The sequence below is a fragment of the Rhodococcus ruitaii genome (assembly GCF_055230935.1).
In genome coordinates this window covers 140,595-159,391 of sequence record NZ_JBUYWC010000011.1, presented here as the reverse complement: position 1 = coordinate 159,391, position 18,797 = coordinate 140,595, and the positions used below count along the sequence as shown (strand labels likewise).

Annotated in this window: 17 protein-coding genes; 9 read left to right on the top strand and 8 right to left on the bottom strand. The window is 64.8% G+C overall.

What is annotated here, in order from left to right:
- Window positions 1–2 precede the first annotated feature (2 nt).
- The gene (locus tag ACZI8W_RS16170) at window positions 3–1,214 is read right to left on the bottom strand and encodes a pyridoxal phosphate-dependent aminotransferase (protein WP_463369513.1); all 1,212 of its coding nucleotides are present in this window, start codon (window positions 1,212–1,214) and stop codon (window positions 3–5) included.
- A gap of 113 nt (window positions 1,215–1,327) precedes the next feature.
- Here ACZI8W_RS16170 and ACZI8W_RS16165 point away from each other — a divergent pair, with 113 nt between their 5' ends.
- Entirely contained in the window at window positions 1,328–1,918 is a 591-nt protein-coding gene (locus ACZI8W_RS16165; RefSeq protein WP_463369512.1) for a carboxymuconolactone decarboxylase family protein, read from the top strand.
- A 15-nt stretch (window positions 1,919–1,933) separates the two neighbouring features.
- Here the strand turns inward: ACZI8W_RS16165 and ACZI8W_RS16160 are convergent, their stop codons facing one another.
- Window positions 1,934–2,863, bottom strand: a complete 930-nt coding sequence (locus tag ACZI8W_RS16160; protein ID WP_463369511.1) for a sigma-70 family RNA polymerase sigma factor — start codon at window positions 2,861–2,863, stop codon at window positions 1,934–1,936.
- Window positions 2,864–2,909: 46 nt separating this feature from the next.
- Between ACZI8W_RS16160 and ACZI8W_RS16155 the strand changes: the two genes are divergently transcribed.
- The 3 genes from ACZI8W_RS16155 to ACZI8W_RS16145 all read left to right on the top strand — a co-directional run bounded on the left by ACZI8W_RS16155 (window position 2,910) and on the right by ACZI8W_RS16145 (window position 4,717).
- Entirely contained in the window at window positions 2,910–3,164 is a 255-nt protein-coding gene (locus ACZI8W_RS16155; protein WP_463369510.1) for a hypothetical protein, read from the top strand.
- Complete coding sequence (locus tag ACZI8W_RS16150; RefSeq protein ID WP_463369509.1) at window positions 3,161–3,652, top strand: NUDIX hydrolase; 492 nt, start codon at window positions 3,161–3,163, stop codon at window positions 3,650–3,652. Before ACZI8W_RS16155 ends, ACZI8W_RS16150 begins: the two co-directional genes overlap by 4 nt.
- 294 nt (window positions 3,653–3,946) lie before the next feature.
- Window positions 3,947–4,717 carry an IclR family transcriptional regulator gene (locus tag ACZI8W_RS16145; protein WP_463369508.1) on the top strand — a complete coding sequence of 257 codons (771 nt, stop codon included), beginning with the start codon at window positions 3,947–3,949 and terminating at the stop codon, window positions 4,715–4,717.
- A gap of 81 nt (window positions 4,718–4,798) precedes the next feature.
- Here the strand turns inward: ACZI8W_RS16145 and ACZI8W_RS16140 are convergent, their stop codons facing one another.
- Window positions 4,799–5,650 carry a TetR/AcrR family transcriptional regulator gene (locus ACZI8W_RS16140; protein ID WP_463369507.1) on the bottom strand — a complete coding sequence of 284 codons (852 nt, stop codon included), beginning with the start codon at window positions 5,648–5,650 and terminating at the stop codon, window positions 4,799–4,801.
- 125 nt (window positions 5,651–5,775) lie between these two features.
- Window positions 5,776–7,095: a Rieske 2Fe-2S domain-containing protein gene (locus tag ACZI8W_RS16135; protein WP_463369506.1), complete on the bottom strand. Its 1,320-nt coding sequence runs from the start codon at window positions 7,093–7,095 to the stop codon at window positions 5,776–5,778.
- Between the two features lie 689 nt (window positions 7,096–7,784).
- On the opposite strand from ACZI8W_RS16135, the gene ACZI8W_RS16130 reads away from it, so the two are divergent.
- Window positions 7,785–9,035, top strand: coding sequence for a DUF3500 domain-containing protein (locus ACZI8W_RS16130; protein WP_463369505.1), 1,251 nt, complete (start codon window positions 7,785–7,787; stop codon window positions 9,033–9,035).
- Window positions 9,036–9,053: 18 nt separating this feature from the next.
- Here the strand turns inward: ACZI8W_RS16130 and mdlC are convergent, their stop codons facing one another.
- Complete coding sequence (gene mdlC, locus ACZI8W_RS16125; protein WP_463369504.1) at window positions 9,054–10,640, bottom strand: benzoylformate decarboxylase; 1,587 nt, start codon at window positions 10,638–10,640, stop codon at window positions 9,054–9,056.
- A gap of 152 nt (window positions 10,641–10,792) precedes the next feature.
- On the opposite strand from mdlC, the gene ACZI8W_RS16120 reads away from it, so the two are divergent.
- From ACZI8W_RS16120 to ACZI8W_RS16110, 3 genes are all read left to right on the top strand, one after another.
- Window positions 10,793–11,701 (top strand): LysR family transcriptional regulator, encoded by a 909-nt coding sequence (locus tag ACZI8W_RS16120; protein WP_463369503.1) that lies wholly within the window; start codon window positions 10,793–10,795, stop codon window positions 11,699–11,701.
- 170 nt (window positions 11,702–11,871) lie between these two features.
- Window positions 11,872–12,540, top strand: a complete 669-nt coding sequence (locus ACZI8W_RS16115; protein WP_463369502.1) for a TetR/AcrR family transcriptional regulator — start codon at window positions 11,872–11,874, stop codon at window positions 12,538–12,540.
- A gap of 453 nt (window positions 12,541–12,993) precedes the next feature.
- Window positions 12,994–14,103, top strand: coding sequence for an MBL fold metallo-hydrolase (locus tag ACZI8W_RS16110; protein WP_463369501.1), 1,110 nt, complete (start codon window positions 12,994–12,996; stop codon window positions 14,101–14,103).
- 115 nt (window positions 14,104–14,218) lie between these two features.
- Here ACZI8W_RS16110 and ACZI8W_RS16105 read toward each other — a convergent pair whose 3' ends face one another.
- Window positions 14,219–15,466: a Rieske 2Fe-2S domain-containing protein gene (locus tag ACZI8W_RS16105; RefSeq protein WP_463369500.1), complete on the bottom strand. Its 1,248-nt coding sequence runs from the start codon at window positions 15,464–15,466 to the stop codon at window positions 14,219–14,221.
- Between the two features lie 80 nt (window positions 15,467–15,546).
- Window positions 15,547–16,563 (bottom strand): LLM class flavin-dependent oxidoreductase, encoded by a 1,017-nt coding sequence (locus ACZI8W_RS16100; protein WP_463369499.1) that lies wholly within the window; start codon window positions 16,561–16,563, stop codon window positions 15,547–15,549.
- Window positions 16,564–16,807: 244 nt separating this feature from the next.
- Between ACZI8W_RS16100 and ACZI8W_RS16095 the strand changes: the two genes are divergently transcribed.
- Complete coding sequence (locus ACZI8W_RS16095; RefSeq protein ID WP_463369498.1) at window positions 16,808–17,494, top strand: TetR/AcrR family transcriptional regulator; 687 nt, start codon at window positions 16,808–16,810, stop codon at window positions 17,492–17,494.
- Between the two features lie 77 nt (window positions 17,495–17,571).
- Here the strand turns inward: ACZI8W_RS16095 and ACZI8W_RS16090 are convergent, their stop codons facing one another.
- Window positions 17,572–18,486: a PDR/VanB family oxidoreductase gene (locus ACZI8W_RS16090; RefSeq protein WP_463369497.1), complete on the bottom strand. Its 915-nt coding sequence runs from the start codon at window positions 18,484–18,486 to the stop codon at window positions 17,572–17,574.
- Window positions 18,487–18,797: the final 311 nt, after the last annotated feature.

Below are 18,797 nucleotides of genomic sequence, written 5' to 3'. Positions count from 1 at the left end.
GCCTACGGAGCCTTCCCCGTGCCGTGGACCCGCCGCACACTGTGTAGCCGCTGGGCAGCTTCGACCAGAACGTCGTCGCGTTTGCAGAAAGCGAAGCGCACCAGATGATTCCATGACAGAGGTTCGTCGACGAACACGCTCACCGGCACGGCGGCGACGCCGGCCATCTCGGGGAGAAGGCGACAGAACTGTACCCCGTCGCGGAATCCGAGCGGTGTGATGTCTGCGCAGACGAAGTATGTTCCGCCGGAATCGAGGACATCGAACCCGGCCTCGGCGAGTGCACCAGACAGCAGGGTTCGCTTGTGCTGCAGATTGTCTCGCATCGAGGCCACCCATGACTGTTCGTGGTTCAGGGCGTGTGCGATCGCGGGCTGGAAGGGCGCACCACCGACGAAGGTCATGAACTGCTTGGCCGCGCGCACCCCGTCGAGCAGTATGCGGGGGCCGATTGCCCACCCGATCTTCCAGCCCGTGACGTTGAAGGTCTTGGCCGCGCTCGAGACGGTGATCGTGCGCTCGGCCATACCGGGCAGCGAGGCGAGGGGAGTGTGACGACGGCCGTCGAAGACGAGATGCTCGTAGACCTCGTCGGACAACACCAGCAGATCGCGTTCGCACGCGAACTCGGCGATGGCCCCCAGCGTGTCCTGGTCGTAGACGGTGCCGGTGGGGTTGTGCGGTGTGTTGACGATCAGCATGCGGGTGCGATCGGTGACAGCCGCGCGGAGGTCCTCGACGTCGAGGACGAATTCGTTACCCGAGCGGGTCAACGGCACGGTCCGCCGGGTCGCGCCGGCCAATGCCACAGCGGCCGCGTAGGAGTCGTAGTAGGGCTCGATGAGCAGTACTTCGTCGCCGGGTTCGACGAGACCGAGCAGCGCAGCGCTGATGGCTTCGGTGGCGCCGACCGTGACCAGCACCTCGGAGTCGGGGTCGTGTTCGAGGCCGTACCGTGCCGACCGGTCGGCAGAGATCGCTGCCCTCAGCGTCGGAATCCCGGACCCGGGCGGGTACTGGTTGACCCCGTCGGCGATTGCTCGTCGGGCAACCCTGAGCATCTCGGGTGGTCCATCGGTATCGGGAAAACCCTGCCCGAGGTTGATCGCTCCGTGCTCGACCGCGAGCGAGGTCATCTCGGCGAAGATCGTGGAGGCGAACGGTCGCAAGCGGGCGACGGTACGGGCCTGTCCCGATTTCGGCGATTCTGGCATTTCTGCAGCGTAGCCGCCGCGTGTTTGGCATGTTTGCCCACCTTGTCACATCTCGGTGCGCTGCCTCGTCCAACAAGAGAAGGTCGACAACGACAAGGCCGAGGAGGCAGAAGATGACACGGATACCACCGTTGACACCCGACCAGGCAGGACTGACCACGAAGGCGATGTACAAGGTCGCAGGTCGCATGTTCGATCAGATTCCCGAGCCGTTCACCGTGGTGGCCTACCACCCCGGACTGCTGCGTGCGAGCGGACTGCACGAAATGCTCGCCGATCGAGCATCGAAGGTGCTGCCCAAGAATGTGCGGGAAATCGCGGTGTACCGCACCGCGTGGACTGTGGGCTGCTCGTGGTGCGTAGATTTCGGGACGATGCTACAACGACTCGACGGGCTCGATACCGACCGACTCGAGCACATCGCCGAGTACGCGACCTCGGGCCTCTACAGCGACGACGAGAAGGCCGCGATCGCGTATGCGGATGCGATGACCGGCGACGTGGCGAACGATGTGACCGACGAGCAGGTGGCCGATCTCGAGCAGCGGTTCGGTCGTGCGGGCGTTGTGGAACTGACCTACCAGATCGCGCTGGAGAACATGCGTGCCCGCATGAACTCGGCGCTGGGTATCCACGACCAGGGCTTCAGCACGGATGCGTGCCGTGTGCCGTGGGCAGAAAGCGGCCCCGCCACCCGTGCGTGATTCTGGTAGCCACCGCTACCGAAAGTGCGCACGGGCAACGAAGTTGCGCACCCCGCCGAGTTTTGCGGGGTTTGCCATGTCGTAGGCGGCCCACACACGACCGTCGCGGACAGTGACGCCGAGTACACGACCCGGGAAGCCTTGATGGGTGTCATCGCCCGTGGACCCCCGGTTGAGGAATCCGAGTTCGCCGTTGACGAGGGCCGGCTCGAGCGACATGAGCGCCTGCTCGCCGTAGAGATGGACGAGCCCCAGGAAGAACCGGGCGAACTTGTCGGGGCCCACGATGACATTGATCGATGTGCGGGTGGTGCCGCCCGCATCGCCGATCATGCGAGCGTCCGGATGGAGGGCTGCGATCACCGTGTCGACGTCGCCGGTGGCGATGGCCGCCATGAGCTGCTGTACCGCGTGTTCGTGTTCGCTCGCGGATGGCGGCGGCGGGGCGTCGGCGACGGCGCGCCGGCCACGCGACGCGAGTTGTCGTGCCGCTGGAACTTCGACGTCGAGAATGCGTGCGACCTCGTCGAACGGGACTCCGAAACCGTCGTGCAGTACGAAAGCGATCCGTTGTGTGGGCGTGAGGGTATCGAGCACGACCAGCGCTGCCAGGCGGTTGTCCTCATTGCGCACCACCTGCTCCAGCGGATCGGGAGGAAGCGCGCCTGCCAGCGGCGTGACGATCGGCTCGGGCAGCCACTGTCCCACGTACTTCTCGCGGCGGACCGCGGCCGATTTCAGCTTGTCGAGGCAGAGGTGCCCCACCACTGTGGTCAACCACGCCCGCAGATCGTCGATGCTGTCGGCGTCTGCGCCGTCGAGCCGAAGCCACGCATCCTGCACCGCGTCCTCGGCGTCGGCCACGCTTCCGGTGAGCCGGTATGCAACCGACAGCAGGTGGCTGCGGTGTTCCTCGAACAATTCCGCCAGGGCAGGTGCGCGCATATCCTCGATGCTACCGAGCAGCGTGCTACACAGGCCAGGGGGACGCATGGAGAAGTACGACGTCAAGTTCGCACACGAGAGGCTGTATCTGCGGCTGTCCGAAGACTTTACGGAACTCCACGTCCCCGAACTCCGCTACCTCGCGGTGGACGGGAGCGGGGAGCCGAACAACATGGCGGCGTACGCGGAGGTGGTCCGGTCTCTGTATCGTCGTGTTCTTCCCGATCGTGGCCTCAATCCCCGGAATACTCCACCGGCGAATCTGAAAACGATTCTTCAACAGTCGGTTACAAGTGTATGAGTGTCATGAGCGCGGGTCTGCTGCTGTATCGCATCGGCGACACAGGACTTCTGGAAGTGTGGCTCGTGCACCCGGGAGGTCCGTACCGGCGAGGTAAGGACGCGGCCGCATGGTCTGTCCCCAAGGGCGAGTACGGCGACGACGAAGAACCGCGCGATGCGGCTCTGCGTGAATTCGAGGAAGAGTGCGGATTCGCTGCGCCCGACGTGCCGCTGACTCTGCTCGGCCGCTACAAGCAGTCGTCCGGGAAGATCGTGAGCGTCTACACGGGCGTGACCACGACCGACTTGCAGTTCATGTCCAGTAACACGTTCGACCTCGAATGGCCGCCGAGGTCGGGGAGGATACAGCAGTTCCCGGAGGTCGACGACGCGCAATGGTGGTCGCTGCCCGAGGCAGAGGTCAAGCTTCACAGAGGGCAGCGTCCGATCCTCGAGGGGCTTCGGACGCACCTCGACACTATCGGCAGCCGCTATCGTCTCGGCTGAAGCACTCGGACCCCGTCGGTGCAACGAAGACCTGCCGGTGTATCGGACTACGGTCCGGTCGGTGCCTCTACGCCCGAGAGACTGAGGACTCCCTCCGGAAACCGGAGGCCGTGGATCGGGATCTCCGCAACGGCCGCGTTCGGCTCGGTGGTTTCCGCGGGAGTGAACTCCACCGATGCAGGGCATGTGTGTCAGCCTGATGCGGCCTTTCGCGAAGCGGGTCTGTGCAGTCGCGTCCGTGCAGATTGTTGGGTGCGGATAGACTCGCGACAAAGCCGAGCCAAAAGGATCCTGGTGAGCGACAACGACGACGTCCCGAGCGGTGCGATGCAATCGGTCCTGCGATCCTTGAGCGCTCTCGAGGCGGTGGCCGATCTTCAGCCGGTCGGGTTGACCCGCCTGGCTCGTTCCTTGTCGTTACCCAAACCGACAGTGTCGAGGATATTGAGGACGCTCGAGCATGCTGGTTGGGTAGCGCCACAGGGTAATCCAGGTGAGGTTCGGTGGGTCGTCACGCCGCGGGCTCTCGCGGTCGGGTCCAATTCGGGAGACCGGATCGACCTGCGCGCCGTTGCACGCCCGGTTCTCACTGAGCTGGGAGTGGAAACGGATGAGAACATCCATCTGTCGGTCCCTGATGGGAACATGCTCGTGCTCATCGACAAGGTCCACTCTTCTCGATCCGTCCAGACCGTATCGCAGATCGGTGAGCGGGCGCCGATGTACATGACGGCTTCTGGATGGGCGTACTTGTCGACGCTCGAGCGGGAGGAAATCGGTCTGTACCTGCCGAAGCAGCTAGTCGCCGCGACGAGCCTGACGATCACCGATCGCGACGAGATACTCGATGCTGTCGACGATGTGCGTGCAACGGGTTACGCGATCAACCCTGGTAGATGGCGGGCCGATGTTGCAGCGGTCGCGGCGGCGGTCGTAGACAACGCCGGCCGGCCGTTGGGCGCTCTGTCGATTTCGATGCCGTCCTATCGGTTGACACCTGAGCTGCACGGTCCTTACGGCGTGCTGGTTCGCGAAGCTACCCGCAAATTGAGTGCACGGTTGTGACGCGGTGTAGAAGGCGACACCACCGTACCCCGCCGGCACCAGGCGAAGCGTCGAGGTGCTGCGGTGAAGTCCGCTATCTGTTCAGGATTTGGTCGCCTCACCCAGATGCATGATCAGCCGTCCTAATTGGTCAGCGTAGTAGTCGAGGAAAGCCGGGTTGTCGGGATCCACCGGTGACAATGCTCGGGTTATGTGCGGCAGCGTCGCCGGCGCGGCGGTTGCTGCGAAGAATACGAGGGTCACGATGCCTGCGTCGACATCGGAAGGGAATTCGCCGCGGGCTTGGCGTTCCCGCGCGTTCTCGAGCATCGGAGTCAATCGCTCCATGAACCGAACATGGTCCAGATCCTGCTGACCTTCACGTACGAGGGCACGGGCCCAGGAGGGGAACTGACCAGCTTGATGTACGAGTTCGGCGATGGCCTCGTTGGCAGGCTTCGCGCCGACGATGGCGCTCTTGCTCTCGGCTTCCCAGCGGTCGCTGAGTGCTTCGAACAATCCCTTCTTGCCGCCGAAATGGTAGGTGATGAGCTGGTGGGCAACACCGGCACGTTCCGCTATCCGCATCACACGTGCACCCGAGTAACCGGCATTGCCGAACTCTTCGCTTGCGGCGTCGAGGATCAGCTGCCGAGTGCGCTCAGGATCTCGTCGTTGGGTTGGATCGCTCGATCGACGACGGCGTTGCGACTGCGCAGGAGGAGAAGCGGGCGCGCCGGCCTCTCTGCTCTTGCGGTTGGCAGCAACGCCAGGCTTCTTCTCTGTGGCCGACTCGGCATTGATGCTCGGCGTCTCACGTGACGGTGTCCTCTTTGCGGCGGCTTGACGGGGTTTGCTGCGGCGGGACGTCTCGCCTGTCGTAAGCTTACCGCGCTTCACGTCCGATTTCGGCGACTGACTCGCCTCGGACGAACGTGAGTTGGATCTTGGCATGAACGTCAATCTACTGGATCCGATTCGCTGCAGGTGAACTCGGCCCGCGTGGAGGTCCCTTGATATGCCCGCCGAAGCCACCGGTGTTTGGCCTCGAGGCCTACGTGTTTCGGCGGGCACGGGTCTCAGGGCACGTTCACGGCTTCGGACTCGGTAGATTCCGTGGAGGCGGACTTCGTGGAGGTCGCCTTCTCTCTGAGCGTGAAGACCCCAGATCGGCAGCCGCGCGGGGTGGCGTCGCCGTGTTCGATGTTCATCGGGTCTCTGCCTGTCTCGACGTCATCGACCATTTGGTTCAGCATGCGGCGCAACATCACAATCCCCTTGTCCGATGTGGCGAGTGTTTCTTCGGAGTGCTGGGTAATGGGGCCCTGTGATATCTGTGCCTCGTTGTCGCCTGGGTAGCGCTGCATCTCCTCCTCGCTCAGCTCCCACGGCATCTTGCCGTTTTGCTTGATGCCCACGAGTACGTTGAAGAACCGGGCCGGATCCTTCGCGCGGATCGCCAGGAAGAAGCGGAACGATGTGTTGTCGGAGGGCACTATCCAGATCAAGCAGTCGTGCTTGCGGTCGCGGACCGGATGGGTGAAGTCGGGCAGGCCGATGATGTTGGGAACCTGCAGTTCGACCGCCCAGTCGAGCTCGTACGTCTTCCCGTCGGATTCCTCGAAGTCGAATTGCTGGGTGTACATGACGCCGTTGTCGGTGCGCGAGTACTCGATCTTCTGGGGAGCGGTGTTGGGGTCGAAGTACTCGACGGGGAATCCACCGGGCTCACCGACACCGGCGAACTGCTGTCCGCTGTGTGTGTAGTGAAGCCACGGCGCGTGTACCGGGTCGACGGCGTTCTCATAGGACTGAAGCCAGTTGCACTCGGTTACCGGGCCCGTCACGTTCATTCCGGGTATCGGAGGCTCGTTGTAGAGGGCCTCGCCCTCCTCCAGGTCTTCGAGAAAGTCGTAGCGCGGCAGTGCCGGCTTGCGGTCGGGCGGGCCCATGTAAACGAAGACCAGGCCGTAGCGCTCCTCGACGGGGTACCACGGTTGACGTGCAGCCTCGCGACGCTTGCCCAGCCCCGGCTCGCATGCCTGCTCGAGGCAGTGGCCTTGCACGTCGAACTTCCACCCGTGGTAGCAGCAACGGATGCCGTCGTCCTCGATGCGGCCGTAGAACAGGCTGCTGCCGCGATGCGCGCAACGCTCGAACACGACACCTGCCCGTCCCTGACCGTCGCGGAACACGATGAGGTTCTCGCCGAGGAGCTTGGTCCGGTGGGGAACGTCGCTGGTGAGAGCGCTGGAGTTTGCGATCGGCTGCCAGTAGCGACGGAGGGCTTCACCCATCGGCGTGCCGGGCCCCACCTCGGTGAGACGCGCGTTGTGGGAGGAGGGCGGACGCCCGTAGCCGGTTCCCGTGTCGACCTCGGTGGGAGAGGTGGTCGTCATTGTGAGTCCTTTCGTGAACGTCTACTGCGGAAACTGCCGAGGGTTATGGGCGCGTCGGGACCCGGCAGCAGGCTGGCAGTGACCGCACCGCATCGGAGAAAAGTTCGGCCCGTGAGGTCGGAGTGCGGACCGAGGGCGCGCACCGCGGTCGACTCCGAGACCCGCTGGGTTCGAATCATCAAGTGGCCCCGGCCATTCGGGTGAGCTGTGTAATCCGGGTCACTCTGAAGGACACGCTACGTCAGATCGGCCAGATCGTCAATGAGTATTCATCAGAACTGTAAAAGCGCCTGTCCCGCGTGGGCTATTGCTGGTCATGCACGGTATGGGGGCGGGTGCCATGTGGTGCGGAGGTGGGTGGCGGCGTACTGCACGGCCGCCTTCCGGCGGGCGATCTCCGCGCTGTCACAGGGGGTGATCTCCAGTGCACCGGGCGCTACCGTTCGAAGCCGCTTGACGATCGGGCGGCGGAAATCAAACTAGTTCGTTCGACACGGCGAATGGTGACAAGTGCCACTCCTGTGCGTTAAGTTGGTCCAAATTGCGAATCAACGTTCCACATCGTGGATGGTTGAGATTGGCGGCCCGTGCGCAAACTTCGGCACGGTTCCACCGAGTCGATCCCATCGCGCAGGACCATCTCCGCACTCGTATCCTCCCGCCACCGAGAAAATCGAGGAGTTCCCACCATGACCGCACGATTCCGGGATTTCGTGTTCGACGAACATCCACGACTGAAGGGGCTGGAGAGCCTCACCCCGCTCGAGTACGCGGATGTCATGCGGGCGGCACCCGACGTTGGACCCGTCATCAAGTATTGGGAGGGCCTCTTCGAGTCCACCTCTTTCGAGGGAATCACCACGGACGGCAACGTTATTGCCGACCTGTTCGAACTCGGAAAGGACGAGGGAGCGCCCACGGAGGCGGCCGTTGCCGCCGCGCAGGCGCTGCTCGCGGCCTTGTCGGACGAGGAGCGTGCACGGGTGCTTCACCCGCTCGACAGCCAGGTGTGGCGAGCGTGGATGAACCCGGAGTTCTACCTGTTCCCGTTCGGGCTGCGACTCGAGGAACTGGAGGAGGCCAGCATCCAGGCCTGCATGGGTCTCGTCGAGGCGAGCACCAGCAAGGCCGGGTACGGCAAGATCGTGGACCTGATGCGCATCAACGGATTCCTCGGTGACCTGCTCGGACTGCCGAACGCGCTGAACGTGGGAAGCTACAACATCAACATCTTCGGCACCCCGTCCCTCGACGAGCCGTGGGGGTGGAACTTCAGCGGCCACCACGTATGTCTGAGCACGCTGTTCCTGGGCAAACAGCAGGTGTTCACGCCCATCTTCTTCGGAGCGGAACCCAACGAGATCGACGAGGGGGAGCACGCGGGAACCGTCGTGTTCGTCGAGCAGGACCGCGCCGGACTCGATGCAATCCGATCGCTCACCGCAGAGCAGGCGGAGAAGGCGATCCTGTTTCACGCCAAGCGTGATCCGAACCTGCCGGAGGGGCGGTTGGCACCCGGTGACGAACTGCACCTCGGTGGATGCTTCCAGGACAACCGGGTTATCCCGTACGAGGGTGTCTGTGCTGGAGAGCTTTCCGAGGAGCAGCAGGATCGGTTGGTGGCGATTGTCGAACTGTTTCTCGACTACCAACCGGACGGGCCGCGTGCGGCGCGGATCGCGGACGTCCGTCGACACATCGACGACACCTGGTTCTGCTGGATCGGGGGAACGGGTGACGACGATGTCTTCTACTACCGGATTCAGAGTCCCGTGATCATGGTGGAGTTCGACCACCATGGCGGACTGGCGCTCGCGAACCCCGAGCCGGAACGGTTCCACGTCCACACGACCGTCCGTACCCCGAACGGCAACGATTACGGTGTGCAGCTCGTGCGCGCCGCGACGTCCGCGGAGCAGCGGCTGACCGGGCCTGCCTGAGCCACTCTCGGCGGGTTCTCACGGCTCGGTGAGGATGGTGTCCACCTCGATCACCGCGGGCTTTCCGCTCGCGAGGGCGGCCTTGAAGGCGGCGACGAAGTCCGGGCAGGTAGCGACGGAGGTGGCGTCGACGCCGTATCCGCGTGCGATAGCGGTGAAATCGATTCCGGGCACATCCATTCCGGGGACCTCGCCGGCTTTCAGCACCTTCGAGAACCACCGGAGCGCGCCGTACGTGCCGTTCTTGAGGATGACGATGATCACCGGGATGTCGTACTGGGTGGCCGTCCAGAGGGCGGTGATCCCGTAGTTGGCGGAGCCGTCACCGATCAGCCCGACCACCTGACGATCCGTGTGCGCCAGCTGTGCTCCGACAGCGGCGGGCAGGCCGAATCCCAACCCGCCCGATGCCGGGAAGAAGTAGCTTCCGGGCAGGGCCAGATCCATCTGCTTCCAGAACGCCCCGGTCGTGGAGGTGGACTCCTTGACGTACACGGTGTCCGCGGGGGCGTTCTCGCGCAGTAATGCGAACAGTTCCTCCGGGTGCAGCCGGTCCGTCGACGTGGGTGGCTCCGGGAAATCGGGGAGCGGGGGCAAGGCCGGCCTGCGTCCGGCCTCGACGCTGCCCGCGAGCGTGGACAGGGCCTCCCGCACACCGCACACCAGGGCGTCGCCCATCGGCGCGCGGGCGGCTTCACACGCGTCGCTGGTGATGTGGATGAGCCTGGCGCCCTCGGGAAGGTAGTCACCCGGCACGTACTGGTGGTAGCGGAACACCGGTGCCCCGACCACCAGGATGACGTCGTGGTCGGCCAGGGCGTCGGTGACGTCCTGGATGCCCGCCGGAAGCACCCCGCGGAAACTGCGGTGGCGTGTCGGGAACGGGCAGCGGGACGCGGAGGGGGCGATCCACACCGGGGCGCTCAGCACCTCCGCCAACTCGACCGCGTCCTCGTAGGCACCGTCGACGTCGGCCTCGGGACCGAGGACGAGGACAGGACTCTTCGCGGAGTCGAGGATGTCGACGAGCCTGTCGATCTGGTTCGCGTCGAACGACTGGCCGGACTCTGATCGCCTGTCGAGGAGATGTCGTGTTCCCGCAGGGGCTTCCTTGGACCAGTCGTCGTAGGGCACAGACACGTACACCGGGCCCTTGGCGGGCAGGTTCGCGATGTGGATGGCCTGACTGAGCGTCCGGGGCACGTCCTCCGCGCACGCCGGTTCGTGGGACCACTTCACCAGCGGCTTCGGCAGCGTCGGTGCGTCGACGTTGGCCAGCATCACCTCCTGGCCGATAGTCGATCGCACCTGCTGGCCTGCGGTGATGACGAGGGGGCTATGGGAGTACACCGAGTTGGTGAGCGGCCCGAGGGCGTTTCCCGTACCCGCTGCCGCATGCAGGTTGACGAACGCCGAGTGATTGCTTGCCAGCGCATAGCCGTCGGCCATCGCCAGGACCGCGCCCTCGTGGAGGCCGAGGACGTACCGGAAGTCATCCGGGATGCCCGCGAGGAATGGCAGCTCATTGGAGCCGGGATTGCCGAAGACAGTTGTCAGACCGTGCGCCCGCAGGAGGTCGTAGGTTACGTCGAGCACCGTTGCCATGGAGAAGTTCCCGTTCTGTCGGCCGAGTGGGCTCGCGGAGTGGTGATGGCCGCGAGCGCGTCAGAGAGGTCGAGGTCAACGGTAGGAACGTGCGCTCGATAGGTCCAGTCGAAATAGTCGATATGCAGATAGATCAAATCTATGGTGGTTGGGTGGACTCATCCGACCTGAACCTCGTCAAGACCTTCGTGCTCTTGTACGAGACGAGGAGCGTGACCGGCACGGCCGAGTTGCTGTTCATCACCCAGCCCTCGGTGAGCTACGCCCTGCGGCGCATGCGGCGTCGGTTCGACGACGAACTCTTCACCCGCTCGGCGGGGGGCCTCGTGCCTACCCCCCTGGCGACTACCCTGTACCCGCCGCTGCAGCAGGCCCTCGAGATCGTGAACGAGGCCATCGCGAGTGCAGGCCGCTTCGAACCGGCCGAAACGGAGCGAACGTTCCGGCTGTGTGCCACCGATCTCGGGGAGCTCACGTTGCTGCCGAAGATTCTCACGGCGCTGAACACTCGGGCGCCGCACTGCCGGGTCGAGGTTTCGCCGCTGCACACGGACACCGCCGCCGAGAGTCTTCGCCGCGGCGTCATCGACGTGGTGATCTGCACGCCGCGAATCGACGCCCCGGACCTCGAACGTCGGACGTTGATCCGGGAGCGGTACGTTGGGTTGTGCGCCTCATCGCATCCGCGGATTCGCGACGCGCCGACGCTCGACGAGTTTCTCGACGAGCGCCATGTCGTGGTCGATTCAACCGCCGGGCACCAGGCGGGTGACGACGTTCTCGTTCGCCGGGGCAGACACAGGACCGTCGCTGCGCGCGTACCTCACTTCACTGTTCTGCCCGAAATAATCGCCAGCACACCACACCTGGCCCTGGTGCCGGGCGGAGTCGTGGAGTCGTTCACCCGGAGGGCAGACGTACGGCCTTTCGTCCTGCCTTTCGAAATTCCCACCGTCGAGGTCGCGCTGTACACGCTGCGGAGGGCTGTGCCCTCGCCCAGTATCGGGTGGTTCCGAGATCTCGTCACCGAGGTACTCCACGACGTCGACGAATCAGATTGAGCAAATGCTTAGGAAGGGAGGCGCGCAGTGCTTTCCCTCCATGCCTGCGACCCGACGGAATCCGGCAGTCCTGCCGCCGACGTCTGCGCGGAGTGTGGCACTGTGTCGATGTCCAGAAAGGTCGATGTCCGAGCGGCATCTGCGCCGAAGTGTCGAACGAAGGATCGCCAGTGTCCGGTCACCCGGAGGATGGTGCCCCGCCGCAGGGCGAGGCGTTGCGCGAGTACTGGTCGACCGGACTCCATCCCGACAGTCCGGCGTCGACCCGGACCAACGCCGCGAACCGCCTGCTGGTGTCGGCCCGCGACGCGTTTGCGGCGAACGGGTACCCGGGAACCACAACCAGGGACATCGCCGCGGGCGCCGGAATGAGTCCCGCGGCGATGTACATCCACTACGCCTCGAAGCAGGAGATCCTCTTCCGTCTCAGCCTCCTGGGGCATCGTGCCTGCTACGAGAGCCTTACGGCCGCTGCGGGAGTTGACGGCGGTCCGCGTCGACGACTCAGAGCAGTCGTGTACGACTTCGCCCACTGGCATGCCAAGCATCACGTGATCTCCCGGACGATCCAGTACGAACTCCACTTCCTCGACGAGGTGAACCACCGGCCGGTGGCCGAGGTGCGGAGGCGGATCCACGCCACCGTCGAGGCGATCGTTCACGAGGGTGTCGTGCGCGGCGACTTCGCAGTCGGTGACGTGGCGACCACGACGCTGGCGATTCTCGCGATGGCGATCGACACCGTGCGCTGGTTCCCCTCGCGCACGTATTCCGACCCGGACCAGCTGGCGACGGCCTTCGCGGAGCTCGCTGATCGGCTGGTCGGCAGCACTGCCTGAGGGCGCGCGATCGAGTCGCGCACCCCCTTGACAGCAAGTAGTTCACAATACAGACTAAGCAGACTAAGCAATCGTTTAGTGATCTCGTCCACGGGTACGCACGCAAGGAATCGGATTCGCCTACTCGTTCGCAGTCGCGGCGTTCGGTGGATCGGCGCCGTACCTCAACGCGTTGGTGCTCGACCTCGGCAGAGGGTGGATGGGCGGGGCTTACATCATGCTCCTGTGCGTCGCCACCCTCACGGCCGGTCTGGTCATGAAGGCGACTCGAGGCAAGGACCTGCGCACGGTGTGAGCACCGCCGAGTCCGGAACCCGCCCGAGTGCACAGTCCGGTCGACTCGGGACCGCTGACATTCATGAAGGGATCGGCAAACAGAACATGTGTGAGATCGGATCAGTCCTGCGCTCGCCTGCGCTGGCAGGTGTATCGCGGCGGAACATGCTGCGGGCCGTGGGAATCGGAGGGACCGCAGGTGTGTTGGCCGCCTGCTCGCCCGGACCGCCCGCGGCGGCGATGCCCACCGGCTCCGCGGACTCCGCCCCGCCGAGTCCGGTGAACAGCCGGACCAAGCTGGTACTCCTCGGCACTGCGGGTGGACCACCGATCATGAGCGCCGACAGGTACGGCATGAGCACGGCCGTCGTCTACCAGGACCGGGTGTACATCATCGATCTCGGCCACGGGTCGCACATGCGACTGCTGCCTTCGGGATTCGGTGAGCCTGCGCAGACACTGTCCGGTGTCCGCGGAATCTTCTTCACCCACATGCATTCGGATCATCTCGCGGACTGGCCGGCGGTGTACTCGACGGCACCGTCGAACGGTCTGATGACGCTGGAAAAGTCCGTCAAGGTCTTCGGTCCGCCCGCGCGTGCGACGCTACCGAGGGTGTATCCACCGGGCCGGCCGGAGCCGGAGGTACTGCATCCCGACGACCCGATGCCGGGAATCGCGGGCATGACGAACTATCTGGACAAGGCGTTCGCGAACGATCTGAACGATCGCATTCGCGACAGCGCGTTCCTCCCGCCGTCGAAGGTGTTCGACATCAACGAAATCGACGTCAACGAACACTGGACGGTCGATCCCGGCGGGATCCCGCCGCGAATCGCACCGTTCGATGTGTGGACGGACGGCGATGTGCGCATCACGGCGACGCTCGTCGACCATCGCCCGACCGCCCCCGCGTTCGCGTACCGGTTCGATACGCCGGACGGGTCCGTGGTGGTGTCCGGCGACACTTGCGCGACCGACAACCTGATCGAGCTGGCGCAGGGATGTGACTACCTGGTGCACGAGGTGATCGACCCGGTGTGGGTGGACGAGATCGTCAGCGCCTTCCCTCCGGAACAGGCTGAGCCCATCCGCACCCACCTTCTCGAGTCTCATACCCCGATCGACCAGGTCGGGGGAGTCGCGGAGCGAGCAGGTGCCCGCAACCTTGTTCTGTCGCATCTCGTCCCGGCGAACAATCCACTCGAGCGGTGGCAGCCCGCCTCGCAGGGGTACTCGGGAAACATGATCGTGGGACGGGACCTGCTGCAGCTCCCCGTCGGGTGAGGCCGGTGGGCCCCCTGCGGCTCGGCAGCGGCTGAACCAGGAACGTGTATCCCGCGGGTCACCGCGGGATACACGTCACGGAATCTCGGGATCTGCCGAAATTTGTTGTGAAATACTATGGCTCGATCCGCACACCGGCCACTGTCGTGCGGATCGAGTCGGCGGCAGGGCCGGTGTTGAGGGGGTCGTTGCCTGCCTCGGCGTCGTCCACCATCTTCGTGAGCATCCGGCGGAGGAACACCACTCCCTTGTCGGACGTGGCCAGGGTTTCCTCGGAGTGCAGGGTGATCGGTCCCTGCGAAATCTGGGCCTCGGTGTCTCCGGGGTAACGCTGCAACTCCTCCTCCGACATCTCGAACTGGAACTTGCCGTTCTGCTTGATACCCAGGATGAGACGGAACATGCGGTCCAGCCCGGTGCCGCGCGTGGCGACGAACACGCGGTGCGACGTGTCGTCGGACGGGACGATGTAGATCAGTGTGTCGAGCGGCGTGCCGACCGACAGTTGAACGAAGTCCGACAACATGATGATGTTCGGAAGCTGGCACTCGGCGGTGGCGACCATCTTCTGTACGGTGCCGTCGGGCAGTGCGTGTTCGAACCGGTGATCGTACGACACGCCGTCGTCGGTGCGGTCGAAGCTGATCCGCTCGGCGATCTTGTTCGGGTCGAAGGCATCGACCGGGTACCCGGTCGGGCCACCCACCCCCTCGAACTGGGTGCCACTGTGGGCATGGTGCAGCCAGGTCGCGTGGGTCTGGTCCACGGCGTTCTCGAACACCTGCAGCCAGTTGCAGGGTGCGACCATTCCGACGACCTCGGCGCCGGGAGCGGGCAGCGAGCTGAAGTACGACTCACCGGGGCCGAGCTCCATGAACTCGAAGGTGGGCAGGGGCGGCTTGCGATCCGGTGGACCCATGTAGACGTAGACCAGTCCGTACCGTTCCTCGGTCGGATACCACGGCTGGCGCGCGGCCTCACGGCGCCGGCCGAGCGCGGGCTCGCATGCCTGCTCGATGCAGCGCCCCTCCACGTCGAACTTCCAGCCGTGGTAGCAGCAACGGATGCCGTCCTCCTCGACGCGGCCGTAGAAGAGGCTGCTTCCGCGGTGGGCGCACCGTTCGGCGACGGCTCCGGCGCGTCCGCTGCCGTCGCGGAAGACGATGAGGTTCTCGCCCAGAAGTGTCGTGCGGTGCGGTACGTCGCTGGTCAATGCCTCGGAACTGGCGATCGGCTGCCAGTACCGGCGCAGTGCCTCACCCATCGGGGTTCCGGGCCCGACCTCGGTCAGTCGGGCATTGTGGGTGCCGGGTGGGCGGCCGTAGCCGGTTCCGGTGTCGAGTGTGGTTTCCACGGTGGTCACGAGAGTTCCTTTCCAGACCGATGATTGTTGTGTGTGCGACGTTTCGGAGAGCCGAATCGACGGCAGTGTGCCGGGCGTGATCAGCCGATCTGTGCCGCGCGCAGGAGCGGAACGACGTCGCGGCCGAACAGTTCGTGCTGGCGGCCGAGCTCGTCGAGATCGAATACGTTGAAGGTCGCCAGGATGTGGCCGGCTCCGAGAAGTCGGCACTGCCGGATGATCTCGTCGGCAACCTGCCGGGGTGTGCCGTAGATGAGGTCACCCGCATCGACATTCGGTGTCGGTGCGTCCGGAACGTTCATCGCCTCGGCGCTGACCTCGAAGAGTTCGGCGACACCGGCCGCTGCGGCGGAGGCGGCCTGCTCGATGTCGGCCTCGTTGTCGACGAGGGAGATGACGCGGCGGATACCGAGGGTGTCCGGCCCGCAGGGCTTCCCGGTGGATTTCGCGCCGTCACGGTAGGCGTCGTACACCGGCGCCAGGTCCTCGGCCGGGAGGAACCCGCTGCACATCTTGAGGCCGCGCTCGCCCGCTCGGCGCGCGGATGCCTCGCTGCGCGCTGCAGTCCACACTGCGGGTTCGGCCTGCAGGAATCCGGGCGTGATGCGGATCCCGTCGAGTGTGTAGTGCTTGCCGTGATGCGTGACGACGTTCTTCTCCACCGCTGACTGGAGGACGTCCAGCACCTCGGCGTGTACCTCCGCGGAGTGCTGCGGAGTGATGCCGACCACCGCGAGCTCCGGCGGGATCCCGCTGACAACACCCATTTCGAGGCGACCCTCGCTCAGGTGGTCGAGCATGGCGAACTCCTCGGCAACACGCCACGGCGTCGCGTAGGATGTCACGCTGCCGAGCACTCCCAGCCGCAGGTGTGCGGTCCGCGCGGCCAGGTTGGCGATCACCAGATTGGGGGAGGGGCTGTAACCCGGGCCGAAGTGGTGCTCGCTGAAGAAAATTCCCTCCCAGCAGAACTCGTCGGCACCGACCCACAGGTCAAGATACCGGCGGAAGTGCTCATTGGCCGCGGCGGGATCGTCGCGGCGTGCGGGGTCGTGAATGGAGTGGAAAAACTCGAAAAGCCAGGGCTTGATACTCATCTGCGAGGTCCCTCGGTCGAAGTGACGGTTCAGCGTCGGGTCGGGCACATCCGGCTGTGTCGCGGATGGCTCGGCAATTGCGTCTGATGAATAGTCATCAATTATTCTGAATAGTACCCCACGGAGGCGGAACAGGCCAAGGAGGTCGGGAGGGTGGGGCCGGAATCGGCCGGAGGTGGCAGTGCGAACGGTACGGAGACGGTAATCTCTCCGAACTTTGATGTGGCGGTGTAGATTTGACGTCATGACGCGATCGGACGATTCAGCTTCGAGTTCGGATGCGGACACTGCTCCCACTGCGAGCGGCGCGGACTCGCACCCTCAGCGCAGGCGTCGGTCCCGCAATCCTGACCGGCAGCGCGATCCCGCACGGACCAGGCATCTCATCCTCGAGGCGGCCGCAGCAGAGTTCGGGCGAGCAGGATACGAGGGCGCGAGGGTGATCCGGATCGCCGAACGTGCCGGTGTCACACACCAACTCATCACCTACCACTTCGGCGGCAAGCGTGGTCTGTTCGATGTGCTCAGTGAGCGTTGGGTAACGAACAGTCGCGTCCTCGTCGAAGGCAAGGAGTCGTTGGCCGACGTCGTCGGCGCCCTGGTGCGCCAGGCGGAAACCGATTCGGACTGGAATCGCGCTCTCGTGCACACGGACGGGAGGGGAGCGGACGGCGGTCGGTTCATCGCGAACCTGGAGCCGCTGCTGGAGAATGCGCGGGAACGGCAGCAGCGAGGGGACTTCCCGCCGGACATCGAGCCCGGAATCTTCTCCCTGGTGCTCATCGCAGCGAATACCGCACCGGCTGCAATACCCCACATCGTGCGGGCACTGTCCCCGATCGATCCGTCCGATCCGGCTTTCGTGGACTACTTCGCGGACCAACTGAGTCGCCTCCTCGGTCACCTCGATCGTTCGGGATTGCCGTCCTGAGACGCGGAGCGACGGACGAGGGAGGCCCGGACGTGTCGCTGCCTCCCGACCCCCGAAGAGGCCGGGAGACAGCGACATCAGAGGTCGAGTTCGATGCTGGGGCTGTGTGCGCGTGAGCAGCAGGGGGTGAACAGGCCTTCGTCGTGTTCGCGGTCGGAGAGGATGTCGTCGCGGTGGTCGGGCTCTCCGGAGAGGACCTTGACGACGCATTCGCCGCAGATGCCCTGTTGGCAGGAGGAGGGGGCGTCGATGCCGTTGCGTTCCAGGACTTCGAGGATGGTTTCGTCCTCACCGACCTGGAATTCGGTGTTGCTGGCTGCGAGTTTGACGGTGAAGCCGGTGCCTGGTTCGTCGACGGCGGTGGACGCGGCGAAGCGCTCCTTGTGGAGAGCGTCGTCGGGCCAGCCGAGTTCGGCGGCTCCATCGAGGACGAAATCGATGAACGGTCCGGGTCCGCAGACGTAGACAGCGGTGTCGGGTTCGGGAGCGCCGAGGTCGGTGGACAGGTCCAGTCGCTGGTCCTGATCGTCGAGGTGGATCACGACGCGGGGGTTGGTGGCGAGTAGTTCGGCGAAGGAGACGTCGGCTGCGGTGCGGGCGCTGTAGTGCAGCGTGTAGTCGCCGCCAGTGGCGTCGAGTTCGTGGGCCATCGACAGGATGGGCGTGATGCCGATGCCGCCGGCGAAGAGTCGGTGGTGGCGGGCGGGGGCGAGCCGGAAGTTGTTCCGGGGGGCGGAGATTTCGACGACCTGTCCGACCTGGAGGTCGTGGACGGCGAGGGAGCCGCCGCGGGAATTGTCGTCGCGCAGGACCGCGATGCGGTAGCGGTGGGGTTCGCCGGGGGTGCCGACCAGTGAGTACTGGCGGATCAGGGTGCCGTCGAGGCCGGTCCGGTCGAGGAGCACGTCGATGTGTGCTCCTGCCTCGTACATGGGAAGCGGGGAGCCGTCAGCGGACTCGAGGTCGAGGGCGACGACCCGGTCCGTGGTCATCACGCGATCCACGATGACGGCTTTCAACGATGTCGACACAGTTGCCTTGCCTTGAATCTCTTGTGGTGTGTCGTTCTGTGGGGGACTCGCAAACGTGGTCAACAGATCCTCCCTGGGTTCGACGCAGCCAGCACGCGGCCAATCACGGAGTCGTCGTCGGGTGGACAGGATGGTGTCCTGTGATCGACACGACACTACAAGAATCCATGTCTGATGAATATTTGTCAATATGTAGATCGTGTGAGTGCTGCGGGGGCCGAGGGTGCACGTCAGGGCGTAGATGTCCGGCCGGCGGATCCCGAGTGGGTCCA